The sequence below is a fragment of the Rhodococcus sp. NPDC127593 genome, from assembly GCF_042671975.1.
Classification (GTDB): Bacteria; Actinomycetota; Actinomycetes; order Mycobacteriales; family Mycobacteriaceae; genus Rhodococcus_F.
Window position 1 is genome coordinate 115150 of record NZ_JBHXWI010000010.1, and the last position, 23124, is coordinate 138273.

A 23124-nucleotide genomic window follows, 5' to 3' on the forward strand; every position below is an offset into this window, starting at 1 on the left:
AGTGGGACCGGGGTGTTAACCGGACAGGTCGGTCAGCGGCACCCCGGGGTCGGCCAGCCGGTCGGGATCGACCGGGGCGGACGAGGACACCAGTTGCTTGATCTGATCGGTGGCGTCCCAGATGTTGACGTTCATGCCGGCGAGGACGTGGTTGTCGGCGTCGAGCCAGAAGGCGAGGAACTCGCGTCCGGGAAGGTTGCCGCGCACCACGACCCGGTCGTATCCGTCGGACGGGGCGTAACCCGTGTACTCCATGCCCAGATCGAACTGGTCGGTGAAGAAGTACGGCAGCCTCGAGTACTCGGCCTCGTGCCCGAGCATGGTGGCGGCGGCGACCGCCGGCTGGTTGAGGGCGTTCGCCCAGTGCTCGACCCGAATTCGGGTGCCGAGCTGCGGATGCAGTTGCGCGGCGATGTCGCCCACCGCGACGACGTCGGGGTCGCTGGTCTGCAGTCCGGCGTCGACGAGAATCCCGCCGTCGACGTCGAGTCCGGCCCGCTGCGCGATCTCGATGTTGGGGGCGGCGCCGACCGCGACGAGGACTGCGTCGGCGGGCAGGACCGTTCCGTCGCCGAGCCGCAAGCCGGTGGCCTTGCCGTCCTCGACCACGATCTCGTCGACGGTGGCGCCGAAATGCAGCTGAACGCCGTGTTCGCGGTGCAGTTCCGCGAACACCGTGCCCATCTCGGGGCCGAGCGAGCCGAGCAGGGGAAGCTCGGCGGCTTCCACCACCGTCACGTCGGCGCCCTTCTCCCGCGCGGAGGCTCCCACTTCGAGACCGATCCAGCCGGCGCCGATCACCACGAGCCGTCGGCCACCGGCGACCGCCCCGATCAGACTGTCCGACTCGTCGACGGTGCGGAGGTAGTGGACGCCCTCGGCGTCGGAACCGGGGATCGGTGGTCGGCGTGAGCGCGAACCGGTGGCCAGCGCGAGCTTGTCGTATCCCACCGTGGAACCGTCCGGCAGCGTCACGGTGTGGGCGGTGAGGTCGAGGTCGGTGGCGGTGGTGCCGAGCCGCAGGTCCACGTGATGGTCGCGGTACCAGTCGCCGTGGTGGACGGTGAAGTCGCCGAGCGCCTTCTTGCCCGCGAAGTGTTCCTTCGACAGCGGAGGTCGCTCGTAGGGAAGATGTTCCTCCCCCGACAGGAGGATGATCGATCCGTCGAAATCCTTGTCACGCAATGCTTCTGCCGTTTTCGCTCCGGCGAGGCCGCCGCCGACGACGACGAATGTGCGAGTGGAGGACATGTGAGGATGCTCCCTTCCGGTCGACCACTTCCGACCCTACTGCCGCGAGCGGGGTCTCCGGGAAGGATTCCCGGCAGGCAGGTGTTGACTGAACGGGAATGTGTACATCGCCGAGAAGGAGCATCACGTGAGTGCTGGTACGAACGCCGGGACCGCCAAGGACGTCGCTGATTTCTGGTTCGACCCGCTGTGCCCGTGGTGCTGGATCACCTCGCGATGGATCCTCGAGGCCACGCAGGTGCGGGACCTGGAGGCGAACTTCCATGTGATGAGCCTGGCCGTCCTCAACGAGGGCCGGGATCTGCCGGAGGAATACCGCGAGCTCATGACCAAGGCGTGGGGTCCGGTGCGGGTGCTGATCGCGGCCGCGCAGAAGCACGGCGACGAGATCCTGCTGCCGCTGTACACCGCGATGGGCACGCGGATCCACAACGAGGGCAACAAGGACCTGGGCGACGTGATCGTCAAGTCGCTCGCCGAGGTCGGGCTGCCTGCCGAACTGGCCGAGGCTGCCGAAGCGGACGACTACGACGCCGCTCTGCGCGAGAGTCACGCGGCAGGCATGGACGCCGTCGGACCGGATGTCGGAACCCCGACCATCCACGTCAACGGCGTCGCGTTCTTCGGCCCGGTCCTGTCGCGGATTCCCCGTGGCGAGGACGCGGGCAAGGTGTGGGACGGTGCGGTCGCGCTGGCCGGCTACCCGCACTTCTTCGAGCTCAAGCGCACCCGGACCGAAGATCCCCAGTTCGACTGAGCCCTGATCCCGGGCACGGTCACCGCGTGACGGGCCCGGCCGGGTCGGCCGCGTACTGCAGTAGCTGCGGATCGCGGTAGATCTGGCCGGGTTTGACGAACAGGTGACCGTGCCGGGTCCTGTTCCGCAGGGCGGCAGCGCGCCAGGTCAGTACCGGATGTCCCGACAGCAGATTCACGAACCACGGGAAGAATCCGCGTTCGGTGGTGGCCCGGTCGGCGAGTTCGTCGAATCCGACGATGCTCACGAGATATTTGCCGGCGCCGAGAACGCCCATCGCGCCGCGGGCGCCCTGGGGCCGGACGCAGTAGCCGTGGTTGTCTGCGGTGTATTCCATCGATCGGAACAGGGCCGATCCGACGACGGGAATGTAGTTGGCGGCGAACTGTCCCAATTGTCGCCAGTAGGAGGCGTGACCGGCCGCGATGTGACCGACCTCGTGGCCGATGACGAAGGCGAGGGCGTCGGGTTCGCGGGCCTCGCCGCCGATCTCGAACAGATCGCTGTACACCACGACGAACCGGCGGAAACCGTGTCCGGACGCGAAGGCGTTGATCCGGCCGTTCCCGAGCACGACGTACGCGTCGGGCGGTTCGGTCATCCCGAACCGTGCGGCCGCGTCGGCCACCATCCGATACCCGTCGGGGAACTGGGTGGGTGTCATCTTGATCCCGTTCACCTGCTGCGAGCCGTAGAGCTGGCCGCGGCCGACCGCGATGAGGATCGGCGCGACCAGAACGATGAGCACCCAGGTGGACACCACGCCGAGGAAGAGCGCCGCGATCGCCGCAACGTAGGCGACGACGGTGAGAACGATCGCCACCACGAGCAGCGGGATCTCCCACGAGTGCCGGGCGGGCCTGTCGTTCGGCATGAGGCCGGGCAGCGGGACCGGAGGATTCCATCCCGTCCCGCCGCCCCACTGGTGCTGCGCGGGGGCCGGCCGACGTCCCGGATACGCCTGTCCCCAGTTCTGTCCGTTGTCGGGATACATGCTGATCACGATAAGCGTCCCGGGCCCCTGCCACGATTCGCGAGGACGCCTGACAGAATCACCAGTCATGCGCGTATACCTGGGTGCCGACCATGCCGGATTCGAACGTAAGAACGAGATCATCGAACACCTGAAGGCCGCGGGCCACGAGACCGTCGACTGCGGCGCTCACGTCTACGACGCCCTCGACGACTACCCCGCCTTCTGCATCGAGACGGCCCGTCGTGTCGTCGCCGACGAGGGCAGCCTCGGCATCGTGCTGGGCGGCAGCGGCAACGGTGAGCAGATCGCCGCGAACAAGGTGAAGGGTGCGCGATGTGCCCTGGCGTGGAGCGTCGAGACCGCGCAGCTGGCCCGCCAGCACAACAACGCTCAGCTGATCGGCCTCGGCGGCCGCATGCACTCCCTCAAGGAGTCCCTCGCGATCGTGGACGCGTTCCTCGCTGCGGAGTGGTCGAACGAGGAGCGCCACCAGCGCCGCATCGACATCCTGTCCGAGTTCGAGAAGACCGGCGTCGCCCCGGCCCTGCCCGAGGCCTGATCGTCCTTGCCCGAAGGTCACACCCTGCACCGGCTGGCCCGGCTACACCAACGCCGGTTCGCCGGTTCGCCGGTGCGGGTGCTGAGCCCGCAGGGCAGATTCGCCGAGGACGCTGCGCTCGTCGACGGCCGCGTTCTCGTCAAGTCCGAGGCCTGGGGTAAACACCTGTGGCATCACTACGAGTCCGGACTGGTCGTGCACGTCCACCTGGGTCTGTACGGAGCGTTCACGGAATCGGCCGTTCCCATGGAACCACCGGTAGGGCAGGTCAGGATGCGGATGGTCGGCGCCGAATTCGGCACCGACCTCCGTGGTCCGACGGCCTGCGAGGTTCTCCATCCGCCGCAGGTCGCCGCGATCGAGGCGCGGCTGGGGCCGGACCCGCTGCGGAATGATGCCGACCCCGACAAGGCGTGGAAGCGCATCTCGGTTTCGAAGACCCCGATCGGGGCACTGCTGATGGATCAGGCCGTCATCGCCGGCATCGGCAACGTGTACCGGGCGGAGGTCCTGTTCCGGCACGGAATCAACCCTGACAGGCCCGGTCGTGCGCTGTCCCGTGACGAGTGGGACGCACTGTGGGCCGACCTCGTCGCCCTGATGAAGGTCGGGGTCCGCCGCGGCAAGATGCACGTCGTCCGTCCCGAGGACGATCACGGCGATCCGGCGTATGCGAAGGACCGTCCCCGGACGTACGTCTACCGGCGGGCGGGGTCACCGTGCCGGATCTGCGGCACCCCGGTGGCCCACTCGGTCATGAAGGGCCGCAACCTCTTCTGGTGCCCGAGCTGCCAGCCCTCCTGACGGCCGGCTAGAAGTCGAATCCGCCACCGAAGTCGAATCCGCCGCCGTCTCCGCCGCCACCGAAGTCGAATCCGCCGCCGTCGCCACCGGCGTCCCCGCCCATGTCGCCGCCGCCGTCTCCGGCATCTCCCCCGGAGTCGCCGCCGTCCGCGCCTGCGTCTCCGCCTGCGTCACCGGTGTCCTGGGACGCGTCGCCCGCTCCGCTCTCGAAGCCCTGCGCGTCGTACCCCACTCCGGCCATCCCGGAGAACATCGCCGAGAACAGGAACATCGAGCCCAGGCCCCAGGCGCCCGCGACGAGCGCGGGCTTCCACCACGGCTCCGAATACCAGCCGGCCGGAACCGGGCGTCCCGCAACACGGCCGCCGGGGTAGTAGTTCGGTGTCTTCGACGAAGGGTTCGGCGACGCCGCGACCTGCCGCCCCTCGAACTCGACCTCCCGGTCCTCGGTCACCGCTCCCGCGGACTTCTGGCCGTCGATCGACGGAATCTCCGGGCCGGGGTCCATGCCCATGGCCGTCCGGGCGGCGCGGATGTAGTAGAGACCCTCGAGCGCCGTCTGCTTGGCGAGACGCGCCTGGACGGGCGTCCCGGCCTGATCGATCTGGGAGCCGGCCGCGGTGTACCGCTCGGACGCGTCGGCGAGGGCCTGCTGGGAGGCGGTGTCGGATCCTGTGAGGCTGTAGACCTGTCCGCCGAGCCGTTCGATGGCCTGTCGAGCGTCCGCCTTGGCGTCCTCGAGCTGGTTCGCGGTCTGCCCGGCGCGGTTGCTGCGGCTCTTCACCACCAGGAAGGCGACCGCCGCCACGATCACGAGAATGAGTAGCAGTTCCACGGTGGGCCTCCGGAGTTCTCGCGGACCGCCGGCTGCGGGGCTGAAGCATCCACGAGTTGGGGACAAATCGGACATCTCCCAGAGTACTGACCGAAATCGTGGTTACGCGCTCGGCGAACGGGGAGTGGTCCGGAGTGAGAGAGGTGCGGGTACGTCGCGCGTCCCTGTGACGCATGTCATAGCGGCCGACGTGTGCACGGCCGCCCGCGCACGACGAAAAAGGAGCGTTCCCTGGGGTGGGAACGCTCCTGTGGGGAGGGGATGACGGGAATCGAACCCGCGTAATCAGTTTGGAAGACTGAGGCTCTACCATTGAGCTACATCCCCGTGCATACGACAACCTGGGATCGCCATGCATGTCGTCTGCGATGAGTGACTGTACCCAACCTCGCTTTGGATTTCATAATCGGGGGGCCGTAGGATTCTTCCTCGGGTCCCCGCGAGGTTGGCGGGAGCCGGCTTCGACCGGGGTGTAGCGCAGCTTGGTAGCGCATCCGCTTTGGGAGCGGAGGGTCGCAGGTTCAAATCCTGTCACCCCGACCAGAACCACAGGGCAGGCAACTGCCGCACAGTAGAAGAGCACGACCACACGAAGGAGCCAGTCCGTGAAGAGCACCGTCGAGCAGCTCAGCCCGACGCGAGTCCGTATCAACGTTGAGGTGCCCTTCGAGGAGCTCAAGCCTGATTTCGACAAGGCCTACAAGGCCCTCGCGCAACAGATCCGTCTCCCCGGCTTCCGTCCGGGCAAGGCACCGGCCAAGCTGCTCGAAGCTCGTGTCGGTCGTGGCGCAGTCCTGGAGCAGGTCGTCAACGACGCACTCCCGTCCCGCTACTCCGAGGCCGTCACCAGCGCCTCGGTGAAGGCGATCGGTCAGCCCGAGATCGAGATCACGAAGATCGAGGACGGCGAGCTCCTCGAGTTCACCGCCGAGGTCGACGTCCGTCCCGAGATCACGCTGCCCGACTACAGCGAGCTGAGTGTCACCGTCGATCCGATCGAGATCACCGACGAGGCCGTCGAGGAGCAGCTGCTGTCGTTGCGTCAGCGCTTCGGCACCCTCACCGGTGTCGAGCGTGCGGTCGAGGACGGAGACTTCATCTCCATCGACCTGGCGGCCACCGTCGACGGTGAGGCCGTTCCCGAGGCCACCGCGAGCGGTCTGTCGCACGAGGTCGGTTCGGGCCAGCTCATCGAGGGCCTCGACGAGGCCGTCGTCGGCGTCAAGGCCGGCGAGTCCAAGGAGTTCACCTCGACGCTCGTCGCCGGTGACCACGCGGGCAAGGAAGCTGTGGTCACCGTCACCGTCGGCACCGTCAAGGAGCGCGAGCTGCCTGCCGAGGACGACGAGTTCGCTCAGCTGGCAAGCGAGTTCGACACCCTCGACGAGCTGAAGGCCGACCTGCGTGAGCGCGTCGGACGCGTTCGCAAGGTCGAGCAGGCCGGTCAGATCCGCGACAAGGTCCTCGAGACCCTGCTCGAGACCGTCGAGGTCCCGCTGCCCGAGGCCGTCGTCAAGGCCGAGGTCGACGCTGCACTGCACGACGCCGTGCACGGTCTCGATCACGACGAGGAAGCGCTGAACAAGCTCCTCGAGGAGCAGGGCACGAGCCGCGAAGAGTTCGACAACGACGCCAAGGAGAGCGCCGAGCGCTCGGTGAAGACCCAGCTGCTGCTGGACGCCATCGCCGACGCGTCCGACGTCACCGTCGGCCAGGACGAGCTCACCGAGCGCATCCTGTTCCAGGCGCAGCGCTACGGCATGGCGCCCGAGCAGTTCATCCAGCAGATCCAGCAGGCCGGTCAGCTCGGCGCCGTCTTCGCGGATGTGCGTCGCGGCAAGGCTCTCGCCGGTGTCGTCGAGCAGGCCACCGTCACCGACACCTCGGGTGCCGCTGTCGACACCGCCGAACTGTTCGGCAACGGTGAGGCCGAGGCCGAGGAGGCTGCGTCCGCGGACGAGCCTGCGTCGGATTCCGCCGAGGGCGAAGACCAGAAGTAATGCTGGTCGCGGGATGTTTTTCTCGCGTTCGGCTGTGAGTTGTTTTCCGCTTTGAGCGAAGTAGGGCGGCACCGGGACTCCGGTGCCGCCCTGCTTCGTTAGTGTCTGTGTCAGCAATCAACGATTTACGGAGAAGGCAGGTACCGTGACTTCCAATCACCTGGAGACTTTGCAGAGTCCCGCCATGACTTCAGCCACCGCTGGATTGAACCTCAGCGACTCGGTGTACGAGCGCCTACTGCGTGAGCGCATCATCTTCCTCGGTACCCAGGTCGACGACGACATCGCGAACAAGCTGTGCGCTCAGATCCTGCTGCTGTCGGCAGAGGATCCCGGCCGGGACATCTCCCTCTACATCAACTCGCCCGGCGGCTCGGTCAGCGCCGGCATGGCGATCTTCGACACGATGCAGTTCGCCGAGTGCGACGTCGCGACGTTCGGGATGGGCCTGGCCGCGTCGATGGGCCAGTTCCTGCTCTCCGCCGGGGCCAAGGGCAAGCGGTACGCGCTTCCGCACGCGCGGATCATGATGCACCAGCCGTCCGCCGGAATCGGTGGTACCGCCAGTGACATCGCGATCATGGCCGAGCAGTTCGCGCACACCAAGCGCGAAATGGCCGAGCTGATCGCCGAGCACACCGGTCAGACGGTCGAGCAGATCACCGCCGATTCGGATCGCGACCGCTGGTTCACCGCGAAGCAGGCTCTCGAATACGGCTTCGTCGACCACGTCGTCTCCCGCGCGGCGCAGGCGGGCGGGACCGGGCTGTAGCGGCCCGGCTTCGTCACTGACCGCTCCCACAAATCCTTTGGAGAACTGATGACCAACCTGTTCGATCCCCGCAGCCTGGGAGGCCAGGCGCCCGCAGGCCCCCAGTCGCGCTACATCCTGCCGTCGTTCATCGAGCACTCGAGCTACGGCGTGAAGGAGTCCAACCCGTACAACAAGCTGTTCGAGGAGCGCATCATCTTCCTCGGCGTGCAGGTGGACGACGCGTCGGCCAACGACGTGATGGCTCAGCTTCTCGTTCTCGAGTCGCTGGACCCCGATCGCGACATCACCATGTACATCAACTCGCCGGGTGGCTCGTTCACCTCGCTGATGGCGATCTACGACACCATGCAGTACGTGCGCGCCGACATCACGACGGTGTGCCTCGGCCAGGCGGCCTCGGCTGCCGCGGTGCTGCTGGCGGCCGGTAGCCCCGGCAAGCGTCTCGCCCTGCCGAACGCTCGTGTCCTCATCCACCAGCCCGCCACCGGCGGCATCCAGGGTCAGGTCTCCGACCTCGAGATCCAGGCTGCCGAGATCGAGCGGATGCGTCGCCTGATGGAGACCACCCTCGCGAAGCACACCGGCAAGGACGCCGCCGTGATCCGCAAGGACACCGATCGCGACAAGATCCTCACGGCCGCCGAGGCCAAGGAATACGGAATCATCGACGACGTGCTCGAGTACCGCAAACTCAGCGCCCAGAAGTGATTTCCTGCCGCCCCGGCTCGGGCGACACGCCGTTACGGCGGGGTTGCCGCGAGCCGGGTGCGGGATCGGCAAGCCCGGCTTTCCCGGAAGATCGGTGCGCGAATCACCGACAACCAGTCGACCTCGCTCGCGATCTGCGGGTACGGTCACATAACGGGCTTTCGTTTTCGGTCGGTGCGCGCACGGCGTGGGATCGGTTCGATGGTTGCACGTAGACGAAGGAAGTAGGGACCTGACGAGATGGCACGCATCGGTGACGGCGGGGATCTGCTCAAGTGCTCTTTCTGTGGTAAGAGCCAGAAGCAGGTCAAGAAGCTCATTGCTGGGCCTGGGGTGTACATCTGCGACGAGTGCATCGACCTGTGCAACGAGATCATCGAAGAGGAGCTGGCCGAGTCCAGCGAGGTGAAGCTCGACGAGCTGCCGAAGCCGGCCGAGATCCGGGATTTCCTCGAGAACTACGTGATCGGCCAGGATGCCGCCAAGCGGACTCTCGCCGTTGCGGTCTACAACCACTACAAGCGCATCCAGGCCGGCGACAAGGGTCGTGATGCGCGCGGCGAGACGGTCGAGCTGGCGAAGTCGAACATTCTCATGCTCGGTCCCACGGGCTGCGGCAAGACGTATCTGGCTCAGACGTTGGCGAAGATGCTCAACGTCCCCTTCGCGATCGCCGATGCGACGGCGCTCACCGAAGCCGGCTATGTGGGTGAGGATGTCGAGAACATTCTCCTCAAGCTGATCCAGGCCGCCGACTACGACGTCAAGCGCGCCGAGACCGGCATCATCTACATCGACGAGGTCGACAAGATCGCCCGCAAGAGCGAGAACCCGTCGATCACGCGGGACGTGTCCGGCGAGGGTGTGCAGCAGGCTTTGCTGAAGATCCTCGAGGGCACGCAGGCCAGCGTGCCGCCGCAGGGCGGTCGCAAGCACCCGCATCAGGAGTTCATCCAGATCGACACGACGAACGTCCTGTTCATCGTGGCGGGCGCGTTCGCCGGCCTCGAGCGGATCGTGTCCGATCGCGTCGGCAAGCGCGGCATCGGTTTCGGTGCCGAGGTGCGGTCCAAGGCGGAGATCGACACGCAGGACCACTTCGCGGAGGTCATGCCGGAAGACCTGATCAAGTTCGGGCTCATCCCCGAGTTCATCGGCCGTCTTCCCGTCGTGGCGTCGGTGACCAACCTCGACAAGGAATCGCTCGTCCAGATCCTGTCCGAGCCGAAGAACGCACTGGTCAAGCAGTACAACCGGCTGTTCGACATGGACGGCGTGGAGTTGGAGTTCACCACGGACGCACTCGAGGCAATCGCCGACCAGGCGATCCTCCGCGGCACCGGTGCTCGTGGACTGCGCGCGATCATGGAGGAAGTCCTCCTCCCGGTCATGTACGACATCCCGAGCCGTGACGACGTCGAGAAGGTCGTGGTCAGCGCCGAAACGGTCAACGACAACGTGCTTCCGACCATCGTCCCGCGCAAGCCGGAGCGGGGAGAACGCCGAGACAAGTCCGCCTAGGCGGGAGCGCGCTGTATCCTGGGTGCGAACTAACTCACTAGTTCGTACAAATGGAGGTAATGCGCGCGATGACCGCTCCCGGACCGATCTTTGTTCTCAACGGCCCCAACCTGAACCTGCTGGGGCAACGGCAGCCCGAGGTGTACGGGCGGGAGACGCTCGACGACGTCGTGGAGTTGTGCCGTACGGCTGCCGCGAAAGCCGGACGTGAGATCGTCGCGCGGCAGTCCAACCACGAGGGTCATCTGATCGACTGGGTGCACGAGGCCCGAACCACGGCGTCGGGCGTCGTGATCAACCCCGGTGGTTTCACGCACACGTCGGTGGCGTTGCGCGATGCCCTCGTGACGCTCGAGGTGCCTCTCGTCGAGGTGCACATCAGCAACGTCCACGCCCGCGAGGAATTCCGGCACCACTCGTACGTGTCCGGAGTCGCGACCGGTGTGATCGCCGGACTCGGCATCCTCGGCTATGCGCTGGCCGTCGACTTCATCTGCAACAAGGGCTGACGCCACCATGGGACAACAGGTTCGTACGAGCGTTGCCACGGTATCCCTGAGCGGATCGCTGGAGGAGAAGGTCACCGCGATCGCGGCGGCCGGGTTCGACGGATTCGAGGTGTTCGAACCCGATTTCGTGAGCTCGCCGTGGTCGCCGCGTGAGCTGGCTTCCCGTGCAGCGGATCTCGGACTCACCCTCGATCTGTATCAGCCGTTCCGCGATCTGGATTCCGTGGACGACGCGACGTTCGCGCGCAACCTGATCCGAGCCGAGCGCAAGTTCGACATCATGGAGCAGCTCGGATGCGACACCCTGCTGGTGTGCTCCTCGCCGTTGCCCGAGGCGGTGCGAGACGACGCCCGCCTTACCGGGCAACTCCACACTCTTGCCGAGCGCGCACACAGCCGGGGACTCCGCATCGCCTACGAGGCGCTGGCCTGGGGCACGCACGTCAACACGTACCGGCACGCGTGGAAGATCGTGCAGGACGCCGACCATCCTGCCCTCGGCACCTGCCTCGACAGCTTCCACATCCTCTCCCGCGGCGACGACCCGTCCGGCATCCGCGACATCCCGGGGGAGAAGATCTTCTTCCTCCAACTCGCCGACGCGCCCCGCATGTCGATGGACATCCTGCAGTGGAGCCGGCACCACCGGAACTTCCCGGGGCAGGGCAACTTCGATCTCGCGACGTTCGGCGCGCACGTCCAGGCAGCCGGATACACCGGACCGTGGTCGCTCGAGATCTTCAACGACACGTTCCGGCAGTCTTCCACGGGCCGCACGGCCGCCGACGCTCACCGCTCGCTGCTGTACCTCCAGGAGGAGGTCGCGCGAGTGCAGGCCGAGCACGGTGAGGACACCGGTCGCGGTCTTGCCCTGTTCGAGCCGCCGCCGCGCGCGCCCCTCGAAGGCATCGTGTCGCTCCGGCTCGCGGCCGGTCCCGGCAAGGATTCCGACCTTCGGCAGGCGCTGCAGCACATCGGATTCCGTCTGGTGGGCCGGCACCGCAGCCACGACCTCCAGCTGTGGCGACACGGCCGGATGACCATCGTGGTCGACGCGACCGCGGGCACCGTGTGGACCGCTCCGGGTCTGCCGGCGCACCTGCCGGTGCTCACCCAGATCGGTATCCGGTCGAGCGATCCCGACGCGTGGGGTGAGCGCGCCGCGGCGCTCGAGGTCCCGGTGCACGAGGTCCTGTTGCCCGGTGTGGACACGGCCCCCGAATCGGATGTGGTGCGTCTGAAGATCACCGATGCGACGTCGCTGGATCTGCGCGGTCCGGGCAGTGCCGCCTCGTGGCAGTCGGCGTTCGATCTGTATCCGACGGAGTCGCGCTGGCAGGACGAGGTGCCCGTGTTCACCGGGGTCGATCACGTGGCGCTCGCAGTGCCGTCCGACAACTGGGACGGCATCATGCTGCTGCTCCGTTCGGTGTTCGCGATGGCGCCGCACGAGGGCCTCGACGTCACCGACGCCGTCGGAATGATGCGCAGTCAAGCGCTGACGATGGATCAGACGGGTGCCGACGGCGTCGACCGTCCGCTGCGCATCTCCCTGAACATGGTTCCGGGTGCGGTCTCGGGCAACTCCCACATCGCCGCGGCTCGGCGCGGCGGCATCAGCCACGTCGCGTTCTCGTGCACGGACATTTTCACCGCCGCCGCGACCATGCAGTCCAACGGGTTCGAGCCGCTCGTGATCTCGCCGAACTACTACGACGACCTCGACGCCCGCTTCGGACTCTCCCGTGAACTCCTGGACCGGATGAGCGGGTCGGGCATCATGTACGACGCCGATGCCCATGGCGAGTTCTTCCACCTGTTCACCCAGACGGTGGGCGCCGACCTGTTCTTCGAGGTGGTGCAACGCGTCGGCGGTTACGAGGGATACGGGGACGCGAACTCCGCGATGCGTCTTGCTGCCCAGCTGCGGGCGGCCGGCTGAGCGGTCGACAACGAAGGTCACGGAGCCCGCGGTCACGACCGCGGGCTCCGTGACGTCCGACACTTCTGGAGCGTGACCACTGTCGTCGAAGTGTGCCCACGAGGTGCATGTGACTGATGAGGTCGAGAAATCCAACTCCGGGAGTAAAATTTCCCCAAGCGCGTCATTGCGACGCGCGGGATTCAGGCCGATCCGTACTAACCTGTGTCGAAACCGTGACCGTTTCGTTATCAATCACGAGCTCGACAGAGGAATGTGGTTTTGGCTCTACACCCGAACACCGTCCCGCAAGCCCGGCGCGCCCAGCGCCACCGTTCGACGAAGACCTCCCGCAGACGGCTGGTGGCGACCTCGCTGGCGGCCGCTGCTCTGCTCACATCCGGGGGCATCGCCTCCGCGGCCACCGGTGAGGTGGCGCAGGCGACGACCGAGACGGGCGTGTCTCTCTCGACGCCGCCCCAGTTCCTGCAGGTCACGCGCCCGGTACCCGTCGACTACGCCGAGCAACTCCAGCGCGCCGCCGAACGTGAGGTCGAGCGGCTGGCGTTCGAGAAGTCTGAGGTCGAACGGCTGGCTCGCGAGGCCGCCGAACAGGTTGCGCGCCAGGCTGCGGCCGAGGAAGCGGCACGTCGACCCGCCGTGCTGGTCCCGGCCGACGGCACCTTCACCTCGGGTTTCGGTCCGCGTTGGGGCACCAACCACAACGGCATCGACATCGCCAACTCCATCGGCACCTCGATCAAGGCTGTCACCAACGGCACCGTGATCGAGACCGGTCCGGCGTCGGGATTCGGGCTGTGGGTCCGCATCCAGCAGGACGACGGCACCACCGGCGTGTACGGCCACATCGACACCTCACTGGTGTCGGTCGGGCAGCAGGTCCGGGCCGGCGACCAGATCGCGACCATGGGCAACCGGGGACAGTCGACCGGACCGCACCTGCACTACGAGGTGTGGGCGGTCGACGGAACCAAGATGGATCCGGCGGGCTGGTTCCAATCGCGCGGCGTCCCCGTCCCCCAGGGGCAGGGCAGCTAGGCGCGGGTGAGTCGCTGATCTACGCCGTCACGGCTGGTTGTACGGGGTGACCACGCGGATGGGTGACGCGGCAGTCACGACTCCACCGAGCGCGCCCCGGGCCTGCAGCAGCATGCGGCACGCCAGGTGGGCGTCGGCCCGGAGGTCGTGGTGCAGCACGGCGGAGAGCGTGCCCGACCGCAGCAAGCGCGTGTTGTCCCCGTCGAGGTCGTGGGCGATGAACACGCGGCAGGTGCGGCCGGTGCGTTCGAATGCGCGGGCCGTGGCCACGTTGCCGCCGCCGATCGAGTAGACGGCCGCGATGTCCGGGTTCTGTCCGAGCGCCCGGAGCACGAGGCTCTCGATGGTCGCGTCGAGCCCGTCGCTCTCGGCGATGTCGATCACCGTACGGTCGGTGCCGAAACTCCGCAGTGCGGCGCGGAACCCCATCTCCCGTTCCTCCTCGCCTCGGAAGGCATTGCTGCTCAGCGTGATCAGGACGGCCGACGACATGTCGCCGAGCCACTGGTCGACGAGGTAAGCGGCGGTCGCCCCCGCGGCCCGGTTGTCGATCCCGACGTAGCCGGCCCGTGAGCTGGCCGGCACGTCGGTGGCATAGGTGACCACCGGAATCCCCGCCGCGGTGAGCCGGTCGATGGCCTCGACGACCTCGACGGAGTCGGGCGCCTTCACGATCACGCCCTGTGTGCCGCGGGCGCCGATCCGATCGAGGGTCTCGACCATCGCGGGTGTGGAGCCCGTTTCCCGGAAATGGAATCGTGAGCGCACGACGGCGGGGGCGAGAGCGGGCAGTTCCGCCTCCACGGCCGCGCGGAACGCGGTGGTGAAACGTTCAGGTGACTGCATGACGACGTCGACGAGGAACTTGCGCCCGCTCAGCTTCAACTGTGTGCGTTGTTTGTCGAGATCGTGGATCGCCTGCTGCACTTCCGCTCTCGTCGATTCCCGTACTCCGGGGCGTTCGTGGAGTACGCGGTCGACGGTTGCCTCGCTCAATCCCGACTGCTGGGCGATCTCACGGACCCTGTAGCGGTGCTTCACCGCCGCCTCCTGAGGTGAAAATGATGGACTTCTGCTGTTGTTTGCCGCTCACATAACAGCAAGACTATCCCCATGACCATCACGACTCCTTCGCCGACCGGCCGGCGTGAGTGGATCCGCGACTCCGACTGCGACCTCGACGCGTTTCGCGCCTCGGTGGACCGCTCGACGAACCTCGCCGACTACCCGTTCGCTCACTCCGTGGAACAGAACGTCCTGCGGTACCGCAGTGACTCGCTGATTCCCCACCTCGATGACGCGCAGTCCCGCCGCGCCGTGCAGACCGAACTCGTGCGTGCGCTCACCGACGGCCCCGGAATCGTGGTGTTCCAGAACGCCTTCAGCGATCTCGCCGTGGTGGATCGCGCCACGGAACAATTCGACCTCCTCATCGCGCAGCAGCGCGCGTCGGGTGGTGTGGTGGGTGATCATTTCGGCAAGGCGGGCGCCAACGACCGCATCTGGAACGCCGCGCAGAAGCTGGCGCTCGGCGCCCCGGACGTCTTCGCCGAGTACTACGCCAACGACATTCTCGCGCTGATCTGCCAGAGCTGGCTGGGGCCGCTGTATCAGGTGACGTCGCAGGTCAACGTGGTCAACCCCGGTGGGGCCGCGCAGGTGCCGCATCGGGACTACCACCTCGGCATCGTCCCCCGGCACGAGCTGACCGAATACCCCGCGCACCTGCACCGGATGTCGGCCGCCTTGACGCTGCAGGGGGCGGTGGCGCACTGCGACATGCCCGTCGAGAGCGGACCCACCCTGTATCTGCCGTACTCGCATCTGTTCGAGGCGGGCTACCTGGCGTTTTCCCGGCCTGAGTTCGTCGAGTTCTTCCGCGACAGCCATGTTCAGCTGCCGCTGCGGAAGGGCGACGCGGTGTTCTTCAATCCGGCGCTCTACCACGGCGCAGGTCACAACCGTTCGGACTCAATCCGGCGGACGGCCAATCTGCTGCAGATCTCGTCGCCGTTCGGCCGGGCGATGGAGGTGCTGGACCGGGAAGCCATGGCGAACGCCGTGTATCCGGCGCTGCTGGCACGGCAGAGTGCCGGGGCGGGCGAGCGCTCCCTCCGCAATGCCGTCGTCGCGACGGCCGAGTGCTACCCGTTCCCCACCAACCTCGATCACGATCAGCCGGTGCACAGTCTCGCGCCGGCCACGCAGGTGGACACGGTGTGGGACGCATTGCGGGAAAACGCCGATCCGGCCGTGCTCTCGGAGCGTCTGGCCGCGCAGACCACCCGGCGGCAGCCGTGAGCGGGATTGCCGAGACGGCCACACTGCCACTACAACAGCACCGACCGGTGCGATTGGATGAAACACGACGATGACGATTCGACTTGCAGGTGCGCCCATTTCGTGGGGAGTGTGTGAGGTGGAGGGCTGGGGTCACCAGCTCGACCCCGACCGGGTGCTCACCGAGATGCGTGACGCCGGCCTCGCCGCCACGGAACTCGGACCGGACGGATTCCTCCCCTCGGATCCGCACGAGCTGACGGACACCCTCGCCCGGTACGACCTGACGGCGGTCGGGGGATTCGTCCCGGTGCTGCTCCACGATCCGGATCACGACGCGGTCGCTGCCGTCGGCGGGGCGATCGACTCGCTCGTCGCGTCGGGGTCGGAGGTGATGGTCCTGGCGGCGGTGACGGGAGCCGTCGGTTACGATTCGCGACCGGAACTCGACGACTCGGGATGGAAGACGTTGTTGCGCAACCTCGACCGCCTGTCGTCGGCCGCTGCCGACCGGGGACTCCGGGCGGTGATCCACCCCCACGTGGGGACGATGATCGAGAACCATGCCGAGGTGGACCGCATCCTGGACGGCTCGTCGATCCCATTGTGCCTGGATACCGGACACCTGCTGATCGGCGGCACCGACCCCCTCGACCTCGTCACCACGGCCCCCGAGCGGATCGCCCACGCGCACCTGAAGGACGTCGATGCGGCGCTTCTCGGGCGGGTCCGGGCGGGCGAGCTCACCTACACCGAGGCCGTCGCGCAGGGGATGTACACGCCATTGGGCACCGGAGACGTGGATATCGCCGGGGTGGTCGAGCGGCTGCAGAATCAGGGTTACGACGGCTGGTACGTCCTCGAACAGGACACCATCCTCGCGTCGGAACCGGAGGGCGAAGGCCCCGTGCGCGACGTCGTCCGCAGCGTCGACTACCTCAGGAGCATCACGAAGTGAGGACGTTACCTCTGCGCTGAATCGGGGCGGGCCGTGGACGCGGCTACGACCGGGCCGGCCCGGTCGTGCCGCGCACCACCAGGTGGGGGTCGATCACGAAATCCTGTGGGTCGAGGTCGTCGTCCTCGAGCCGGCCGATGGCGAACTGCACGGCGTGCCGCGCCAGACCCTCCGTGTCCTGCCGCACGGTGGTGAGGTCGATCCGCGACAGCTGAGCCAGGTGGCTGTCGTCGTACCCGACGATCGAGATGTCGCCCGGCACGTCGACGTGGGCGCGGGTGAACACGTCAAGGAGACCGAGGGCGCAGCGATCGTTGCCGGCGAGCACGGCGGTCGGCAGGCCGTCCTCGGCCAGCAGGGTTTTCGCGGCGGCGACACCTGCCTCTTCGCTGTGCTGACCGGGAATGACGCGAACGTGGTCGGAGAGGTCGTGCTTGCGCATCGCCGCGAGGTACGCGCGACGCCGCTCGGGTGACCCCGGGTCCGCGCCGCCGTCGACGTGCACGATCTCGCGATGTCCCAGTTCGACCAGATGGTCGACGGACTGCCGGATGCCCTTGGCGTCCGCCGTCCGCACGGTGTCGACGGCGGTGTGGGGGAGTGCGCGGCCGACGACGGTGACGACGGCACGGTCTGCGAGCGTGCGCAGATAGTCCACCTCGGAGAGCGGGCCGAGCAGGATCAGCCCCTCGCACCGGTGGCTGAGGAGGGCTTCGATCGCCTTGTGTTCGTCCCGGGTGGGTGCGCTCGCGGAGAGCAGGACTTCGTATCCGGCGGCCTCGGCCTCTGCGTAGATGGTTCCGATCAGGTCGGCCTGGAAGGTCTGGTGGACGTCGATGAGCACACCGAGGGTGCGGCTGCGCCCACGCGCGAGCATGCGGGCGGCCCGATCGAGTCGGTAGCCGAGGTCGTCTGCAGCCTGGAGGACGCGGTCCCGGGTTTCGTCGGACGCTCCGGGTTTGTTGCTGAAGATCAGTGACACCAGGGTGCGCGACACCCCGGCCCGCGTCGCGACATCGGCCATCGTGGGGCGTCGGTGCAGGCCGGCCGGTAGCCGCTCCGCACCTTTGTGCGCGGTGGCTCGATCGTCGAGCATCTCGATCTCCCTCGGTTGCGTCGTCAGGGACATTCTCATGCAGCGCGATCTCTGCCCTTGACACCCTCTGTGATTCACATCATAGTAGGTAACTGAAGCGCGTTAGTTAAGCGCTTCAGTCCAGGAGAGAACGCCCTTTCGGCTGCATCGAGCCGAGCGCACTCGGGCGGTATCGACACGTGAACCGATCTTCCGTGTCGCGATGCGTGAGCATTCCCCAGAAAGGCCAACACCTGATGTCGACAACCCACTCGGCTGCCAGTGCCCGCGGAAGCGGCGGCGCTGCGCGCAACGAGCGCAGTCACAAACGCTTCCTGACCAAGCTCACCGTCATCTCCACGCTAGGGGGCCTGCTGTTCGGCTACGACACCGGTGTGATCTCCGGTGCGCTGCTCTACATGAAGGACGAGCTGAACCTCAGCGCCGTCGGCGAAGCAACCGTCGTGAGCTCGCTGCTCTTCCCGGGTGCCGCCGTCGGTGCGCTGCTGGGAGGCCGGTTGTCCGACGCTCTCGGCCGCAAGCGCACACTGCTCGTCTGCGCGGGTCTGTTCCTCGTCGGCGCCCTCGGGTGTGCGATGGCCCCCAACGTGGAGGTCATGGTGCTGGCGCGGATCGTCCTCGGTCTCGGTGTGGGCGCCGCCGCCGTCACCTGCCCGCTCTACCTGGCCGAGATGGCGCCGGTCGAGCGTCGCGGCCGGATGGTGACCATCAACGAACTGATGATCGTCACCGGTCAGATGCTCGCCTTCTCGATCAACGCGCTGCTCGATCACCTCATCGAGGATCCGACGGTGTGGCGGTACATGCTGGCCATCGCCTCGGTGCCCGCGGTTCTCCTGCTGCTCGGCATGCTCGCGCTCCCAGATTCACCGCGGTGGTACGCGTCGAAGGGCCGGCTCGCCGAGACCCGCAGCACCCTCGAATTGAGCCGCAGCGAGTCGGAGGCTGCAGTCGAGTACGCCAGCATCAGCCTCCACGCCGCCCGCGACCGGAACTCGAAGGTCAGTGGCGCCGTCCACTATCTGCGCGACTACCCCTGGATGCGCCGGATCCTCTGGATCGGCTGCGGTCTGGCCATCGTGCAGCAGGCGACGGGCATCAACACGGTCAACTACTACGCCCCCACGATCCTGGAACAGAGCGGGTTGGGTGTCAGCGCGTCCCTGGTGGCCACCATCGCGGTCGGTGTCACCTCGGTGGTCATGACAATTCTCGGAATCATCCTGCTGGGCTTCGTGAATCGTCGCAAGATGCTGCTGACCGGCTTCGTCGGTGTGGCATCCTCGCAGGCCGCGTTGTCCCTGGTGTTCCTGCTGCCCTCGTCCACGGGCCGCAGCTACATCATCCTCGCCGCGATGATGGTGTTCGTCGCCTTCGTGCAGTGCTTCATCGGAACCTGCGTGTGGTTGCTGCTCTCGGAGATCTTCCCGATGGCCATCCGCGGGTTCGCCATGGGCATAGCGGTCTTCGTGCTCTGGACGACGAACGCCTTGATCTCATTCGTCTTCCCGATCCTGAACTCCGTCCTCGGATCCACCGGAACGTTCGGCCTGTTCGTCCTCGTCAACCTGGTATCGGTGTACTTCGTGTACCGCTTCGTCCCGGAGACCAAGGGGCGCAGCCTCGAAGAGTTGGAGGACCGCCTCGGCGCAGACAGGCCCGACGCGTCCGCTGCGGGCAGCACCGCCGCCGTCGCCGCCCACTGATCGCACGCTCTCACGCACCGGTGCCGCCGCCTTCGGGTGGTGGTGCCGGTGCGTGGTGGTGTGTGGCCAGCCTCCCGTGCAGTTCGTTCAGATACACCTCGTCCTGCTGGTCGTGGGAGCGCTCGGTGAGCAGTCGGAGGGCACGGGGGCGCTGCACCCCGCGGATGTGGTTGTGGGTGAGTTCGATTGCTGCCCCTTCGGGTTCGGTTCGGATGGTGTCACCGCGCGGCGTGGTCCATTCGAGGTTCCCTCCGCCGGTCTGGCGGACGGTCCAGGAGCCGTCGGTTTTCAGCCGGTGGTGACGTCGGCACAGGCACGCGAGATTCGACTCGACGGTGAGACCACCGTTCTCGGGGTGGTCGTGGTCGAACGGCGTCGTGACGGGCGATGAGCCGACGAGCGCGGGCTCGCAGTTTGGACGGTGGCAGGGAGCGACCGTCGAGGATCGCGGTTTCGAGTTGCTCCAACTTCGAGTCGCTGACGCCGGCGAGCACGGCGGCGATGACCCGCGCCTGATCCAGGTCGATCCGCCCGGCCGCGAATGCGACTCGGGTGCCGTGCAATCGGTGGCGCAGGTCGAGTCCGAGGTCGATCCAGGCGGTCACCACCGGTTCGTTCATTCCCAGTGCGACCGACACCTCCACCGACGTATGGGAACCGGAGTGGGCCGGGTTGATGCCGCGGCGCTCGTCCTCGTCGCAGCAGAGGTCGTAGAACTCGGTAACCGCCACAACTTGGCGGTACTGAGCCTGCGCCAGCACCGATTTGCCGACGCGCAACGCCTCGATCGCCACTATCCCAGGCGGTGCCGCGTCGAGTGCGACCTCGCTGGAACTGCTGTCCCCCATAGTCTTCAACCCCCCGGTATCGAACGTATCTTCGATCCTACCGGGGGCCGCCGACAAATATCGGAGAATCTTGCGGACGGCTCCGCCGCTCGTGAGTGCTCGACGAGTCCAGAGACTCGTCAACCACGCACGGGGAGCGGAGCTCCGTTCAGCAGCGCGTCCCTGGCCATCGTCGCGGCCCCGATCCGCTGGGCCGATTCGCCGAGTTGTGTTTCGCGGATGCGGGCGAGGGGGCGGTGCCCGGAACCGGTTGCGAGAGAGGCGTAGACGTCCCGCGCGTGGTCGAGGAACAGCGGAGCCGAACCGCTGACACCACCGGAGACGACGACGAGATCGGGGTCGTAGACGTCACCGATCATGGCGAGTCCGACGCCGAGCCACCGTGCGAACTCCTCCATGGTGCGCACGGCGAGCGGGTCGCCGTCCCGCGCGGCGCTCGCGATACGGCGGCCGGTGAGCGATCCCGGATCGCTCGCCACTTCTCGCGCGAGCACCGTCGAACTCGTCGGGTCGGCGGCGAGGAGCTCGATGGCCGTGTCCACAAGCGCGGTTCCGCTGCAATACCGTTCCCAGCACCCCCGCTTGCCGCACGCGCACGGTCGGCCGCCCGGCACCACCTGGAGGTGGCCCAGCTCGGGAGCGACGCCGAAACTGCCGCGGTAGAGCGTGCCGTCGATGAGCAGCGCCGCACCGATGCCGGTGCCGATCGCGACCATTACGACATTGCGACCACCGGCGGCGGCACCGAACCGGTGCTCCGCCCACGCCGCCGCGTTCGCGTCGTGTTCGAGGACCACCGGGAGTCCGAGCCGGTCGCTCAGGTCGTTCGCCACCGGCACGTTCTTCCACGGCAGGTGCGGGGCGAAGCGCACGGTGGTGAGGTCGGAGGTGATGAATCCGGCCACGGCGAGACCGACGGCGGCGATCCGATGACGGGACGCGAGTTCGCGGACTGCACGGTCGAGCGCGTCCTCGAGGGCTTTCGCCGACTGTGGTGTGGGTGCCTGGACGGAGTCGAGTACCTCGCCGGTCTCGTCGACTACGCAGGCCCGGATACTGGTACCACCGACGTCGATGCCGACGGTGAGAGCGGAAGCAGGCACGGAGGCGACGGTACTCACCGTGCCGAGGCCGTCGCCGCCTCGGGTACCGCCCGGGAATCCTCCCAGGCATCGAGCCGGTTGATGGCCGTCCTCGCCACCACCTGTTGCTCCGTGACCGCCAGGTGTCCCCGCGTCCTGCCCAGGAACGACCATGTCCAGGACATGGCGGTCGCGAGTCGGCTCTTGAATCCGACGATGTAGACCAGGTGGATCAGGAGCCAGAGCAGCCAGGCGAGCAGCCCGGTCAGTTGGAGGCGGCCGACCTTCGCGACCGCGTGGAAGCGGGAGATCATGGCCATGCTGCCCTTGTCCGTGTATCGGAACGGGGCGCGTTCAGGCATGTCGCGACCCTTCCGGTGGGCGCGCACCTCCTCGGCGATCAGCTGCGCGGCGTAGCGGCCGCCCTGGATCGCGACCTGGGCGACGCCGGGAAGACCGTCCCGGTTCATCATGTCCCCGACGACGAAGACGTTGCTGTGGCCGGGCAGGGTGAGGTCGGGTTCGACGAGGACGCGGCCGGCGCGATCGGTGGCGGCGCCGGTCTGTTCGGCCAGTTGCCGGCCCAGCGGGCTGGCGGCGACTCCGGCGGACCAGATCTTGCACGCGGCCTCGATCCGCCGCTCGGCACCGTCCTGGTCGCGGACGGTGAGTCCGTCGTCGTCGACGTCGGTCACCATCGCGCCGAGCTGGATCTCGACTCCCAGATTCTCCAGCGTGTCGGCGGCAGCTCGGCGCAGTTTCTCGTCGAAGGGCGGGAGCACCGTGGGCGCCGCGTCGAGCAGGATGATCCGCGCGTCACGGGGATCGATGGTGCGGTAGGCGCCGGCGAGAGTGCGATGCGCGAGTTGGGCGATCTCCCCGGCCATCTCGACTCCGGTGGGTCCGGCGCCAACCACGACGAACGTCAGGAGTCGCGTCCGCTCGGCCGGATCGGTGCTGACCTCGGCGCTTTCGAAGGCGCCGAGGATGCGGCCGCGCAGTTCGAGGGCGTCGTCGATCGTCTTCATGCCGGGTGCGTGCTCGGCGAAATGGTCGTTGCCGAAATAGGATTGGCGGGCACCCGCCGAGACGACGAGGCTGTCGTATTCGGTGACGGTGGTGCGGCCGCGATGCATCGAGGTGACGGTCCGGTCGGCGACATCGATCTTCTCGACTCCGCCGATCAGGACGGACGCGTTCTGCTGGTCCTCGAGGACGAGCCGGGTCGCGGGCGCGATCTCACCCTCGGACAGGATTCCCGTCGCCACCTGATACAGCAACGGCTGGAACAGGTGGTGTGTCGTGCGATCGATCAGAGTGACATCGACGTCCGTCCGTTTCAGAGCCTTGGTGGCGAAGAGGCCGCCAAATCCCGATCCGATGACCACGACCCGATGACGGCGGGCGAGAGAGGTGTCGCTCATGAAGTTCCTTTCGATCGAACGGACTCCGCGCCGGACCGCGGACGGTCCGGCGCGG

General features: G+C 67.2%; 22 protein-coding genes and 2 tRNA genes. 14 read left to right on the forward strand and 10 right to left on the reverse strand.

Translation table 11 applies throughout. From position 1 onward, the window contains the following. Positions 1-15: 15 nt before the first annotated feature. On the reverse strand, positions 16-1251 hold the full coding sequence (locus ACFVJ3_RS11600) for an NAD(P)/FAD-dependent oxidoreductase (protein ID WP_378452183.1): 1236 nt from the start codon (positions 1249-1251) through the stop codon (positions 16-18). A gap of 100 nt (positions 1252-1351) precedes the next feature. Here ACFVJ3_RS11600 and ACFVJ3_RS11605 point away from each other — a divergent pair, with 100 nt between their 5' ends. Next, the gene (locus ACFVJ3_RS11605) at positions 1352-2008 is read left to right on the forward strand and encodes a DsbA family protein (protein ID WP_378452184.1); all 657 of its coding nucleotides are present in this window, start codon (positions 1352-1354) and stop codon (positions 2006-2008) included. A 19-nt stretch (positions 2009-2027) separates the two neighbouring features. Here ACFVJ3_RS11605 and ACFVJ3_RS11610 read toward each other — a convergent pair whose 3' ends face one another. Beyond that, positions 2028-3011, reverse strand: a complete 984-nt coding sequence (locus ACFVJ3_RS11610; protein ID WP_378452260.1) for a M48 family metallopeptidase — start codon at positions 3009-3011, stop codon at positions 2028-2030. A 58-nt stretch (positions 3012-3069) separates the two neighbouring features. Between ACFVJ3_RS11610 and ACFVJ3_RS11615 the strand changes: the two genes are divergently transcribed. Next, entirely contained in the window at positions 3070-3543 is a 474-nt protein-coding gene (locus tag ACFVJ3_RS11615) for a ribose-5-phosphate isomerase (protein WP_378452185.1), read from the forward strand. 6 nt (positions 3544-3549) lie between these two features. Next, complete coding sequence (locus ACFVJ3_RS11620; protein ID WP_378452186.1) at positions 3550-4347, forward strand: Fpg/Nei family DNA glycosylase; 798 nt, start codon at positions 3550-3552, stop codon at positions 4345-4347. A 7-nt stretch (positions 4348-4354) separates the two neighbouring features. Here ACFVJ3_RS11620 and ACFVJ3_RS11625 read toward each other — a convergent pair whose 3' ends face one another. Together ACFVJ3_RS11625 and ACFVJ3_RS11630 are read right to left on the reverse strand one after the other, a co-directional pair. Beyond that, on the reverse strand, positions 4355-5182 hold the full coding sequence (locus tag ACFVJ3_RS11625) for a DUF1542 domain-containing protein (RefSeq protein WP_378452187.1): 828 nt from the start codon (positions 5180-5182) through the stop codon (positions 4355-4357). Positions 5183-5438: 256 nt separating this feature from the next. Continuing rightward, positions 5439-5509 (reverse strand) — tRNA-Gly (locus ACFVJ3_RS11630). Between the two features lie 139 nt (positions 5510-5648). On the opposite strand from ACFVJ3_RS11630, the gene ACFVJ3_RS11635 reads away from it, so the two are divergent. From ACFVJ3_RS11635 to ACFVJ3_RS11670, 8 genes are all read left to right on the forward strand, one after another. After that, positions 5649-5725 (forward strand) — tRNA-Pro (locus ACFVJ3_RS11635). A 62-nt stretch (positions 5726-5787) separates the two neighbouring features. Next, positions 5788-7182, forward strand: a complete 1395-nt coding sequence (gene tig / locus ACFVJ3_RS11640) for a trigger factor (protein ID WP_378452188.1) — start codon at positions 5788-5790, stop codon at positions 7180-7182. Positions 7183-7366: 184 nt separating this feature from the next. After that, complete coding sequence (locus ACFVJ3_RS11645) at positions 7367-7954, forward strand: ATP-dependent Clp protease proteolytic subunit (protein ID WP_378452189.1); 588 nt, start codon at positions 7367-7369, stop codon at positions 7952-7954. Positions 7955-8002: 48 nt separating this feature from the next. Next, a complete protein-coding gene (locus ACFVJ3_RS11650; RefSeq protein WP_009474075.1) occupies positions 8003-8665 on the forward strand; it encodes an ATP-dependent Clp protease proteolytic subunit in 663 nt (220 codons plus the stop codon). A 240-nt stretch (positions 8666-8905) separates the two neighbouring features. Next, the gene (gene clpX, locus ACFVJ3_RS11655) at positions 8906-10186 is read left to right on the forward strand and encodes an ATP-dependent Clp protease ATP-binding subunit ClpX (RefSeq protein WP_005248181.1); all 1281 of its coding nucleotides are present in this window, start codon (positions 8906-8908) and stop codon (positions 10184-10186) included. Between the two features lie 68 nt (positions 10187-10254). Further along, positions 10255-10695, forward strand: a complete 441-nt coding sequence (gene aroQ, locus ACFVJ3_RS11660) for a type II 3-dehydroquinate dehydratase (protein WP_005248177.1) — start codon at positions 10255-10257, stop codon at positions 10693-10695. 7 nt (positions 10696-10702) lie between these two features. Further along, complete coding sequence (locus tag ACFVJ3_RS11665) at positions 10703-12637, forward strand: bifunctional sugar phosphate isomerase/epimerase/4-hydroxyphenylpyruvate dioxygenase family protein (RefSeq protein ID WP_378452190.1); 1935 nt, start codon at positions 10703-10705, stop codon at positions 12635-12637. Between the two features lie 261 nt (positions 12638-12898). Next, positions 12899-13675 carry a M23 family metallopeptidase gene (locus tag ACFVJ3_RS11670; protein ID WP_378452191.1) on the forward strand — a complete coding sequence of 259 codons (777 nt, stop codon included), beginning with the start codon at positions 12899-12901 and terminating at the stop codon, positions 13673-13675. A gap of 27 nt (positions 13676-13702) precedes the next feature. Here ACFVJ3_RS11670 and ACFVJ3_RS11675 read toward each other — a convergent pair whose 3' ends face one another. After that, positions 13703-14716 carry a LacI family DNA-binding transcriptional regulator gene (locus ACFVJ3_RS11675; RefSeq protein WP_378452192.1) on the reverse strand — a complete coding sequence of 338 codons (1014 nt, stop codon included), beginning with the start codon at positions 14714-14716 and terminating at the stop codon, positions 13703-13705. A gap of 72 nt (positions 14717-14788) precedes the next feature. Between ACFVJ3_RS11675 and ACFVJ3_RS11680 the strand changes: the two genes are divergently transcribed. Then, the gene (locus tag ACFVJ3_RS11680) at positions 14789-15976 is read left to right on the forward strand and encodes a phytanoyl-CoA dioxygenase family protein (protein WP_378452193.1); all 1188 of its coding nucleotides are present in this window, start codon (positions 14789-14791) and stop codon (positions 15974-15976) included. Positions 15977-16046: 70 nt separating this feature from the next. Beyond that, on the forward strand, positions 16047-16913 hold the full coding sequence (locus tag ACFVJ3_RS11685; RefSeq protein WP_378452194.1) for a sugar phosphate isomerase/epimerase family protein: 867 nt from the start codon (positions 16047-16049) through the stop codon (positions 16911-16913). A gap of 43 nt (positions 16914-16956) precedes the next feature. Here the strand turns inward: ACFVJ3_RS11685 and ACFVJ3_RS11690 are convergent, their stop codons facing one another. Continuing rightward, on the reverse strand, positions 16957-18009 hold the full coding sequence (locus tag ACFVJ3_RS11690) for a LacI family DNA-binding transcriptional regulator (protein WP_378452195.1): 1053 nt from the start codon (positions 18007-18009) through the stop codon (positions 16957-16959). A gap of 236 nt (positions 18010-18245) precedes the next feature. On the opposite strand from ACFVJ3_RS11690, the gene ACFVJ3_RS11695 reads away from it, so the two are divergent. Beyond that, a complete protein-coding gene (locus ACFVJ3_RS11695; protein ID WP_378452196.1) occupies positions 18246-19715 on the forward strand; it encodes a sugar porter family MFS transporter in 1470 nt (489 codons plus the stop codon). A 10-nt stretch (positions 19716-19725) separates the two neighbouring features. Here the strand turns inward: ACFVJ3_RS11695 and ACFVJ3_RS11700 are convergent, their stop codons facing one another. From ACFVJ3_RS11700 to ACFVJ3_RS11715, 4 genes are all read right to left on the reverse strand, one after another. Further along, positions 19726-19872, reverse strand: coding sequence for a hypothetical protein (locus tag ACFVJ3_RS11700; RefSeq protein WP_378452197.1), 147 nt, complete (start codon positions 19870-19872; stop codon positions 19726-19728). Between the two features lie 61 nt (positions 19873-19933). Further along, the gene (locus tag ACFVJ3_RS11705; protein ID WP_378452198.1) at positions 19934-20563 is read right to left on the reverse strand and encodes a DUF222 domain-containing protein; all 630 of its coding nucleotides are present in this window, start codon (positions 20561-20563) and stop codon (positions 19934-19936) included. A 119-nt stretch (positions 20564-20682) separates the two neighbouring features. Beyond that, positions 20683-21684 (reverse strand): ROK family protein, encoded by a 1002-nt coding sequence (locus tag ACFVJ3_RS11710; RefSeq protein ID WP_378452199.1) that lies wholly within the window; start codon positions 21682-21684, stop codon positions 20683-20685. Then, entirely contained in the window at positions 21681-23069 is a 1389-nt protein-coding gene (locus tag ACFVJ3_RS11715; protein ID WP_378452200.1) for an NAD(P)/FAD-dependent oxidoreductase, read from the reverse strand. The genes ACFVJ3_RS11710 and ACFVJ3_RS11715 overlap by 4 nt, the downstream gene beginning before the upstream one ends. Positions 23070-23124: the final 55 nt, after the last annotated feature.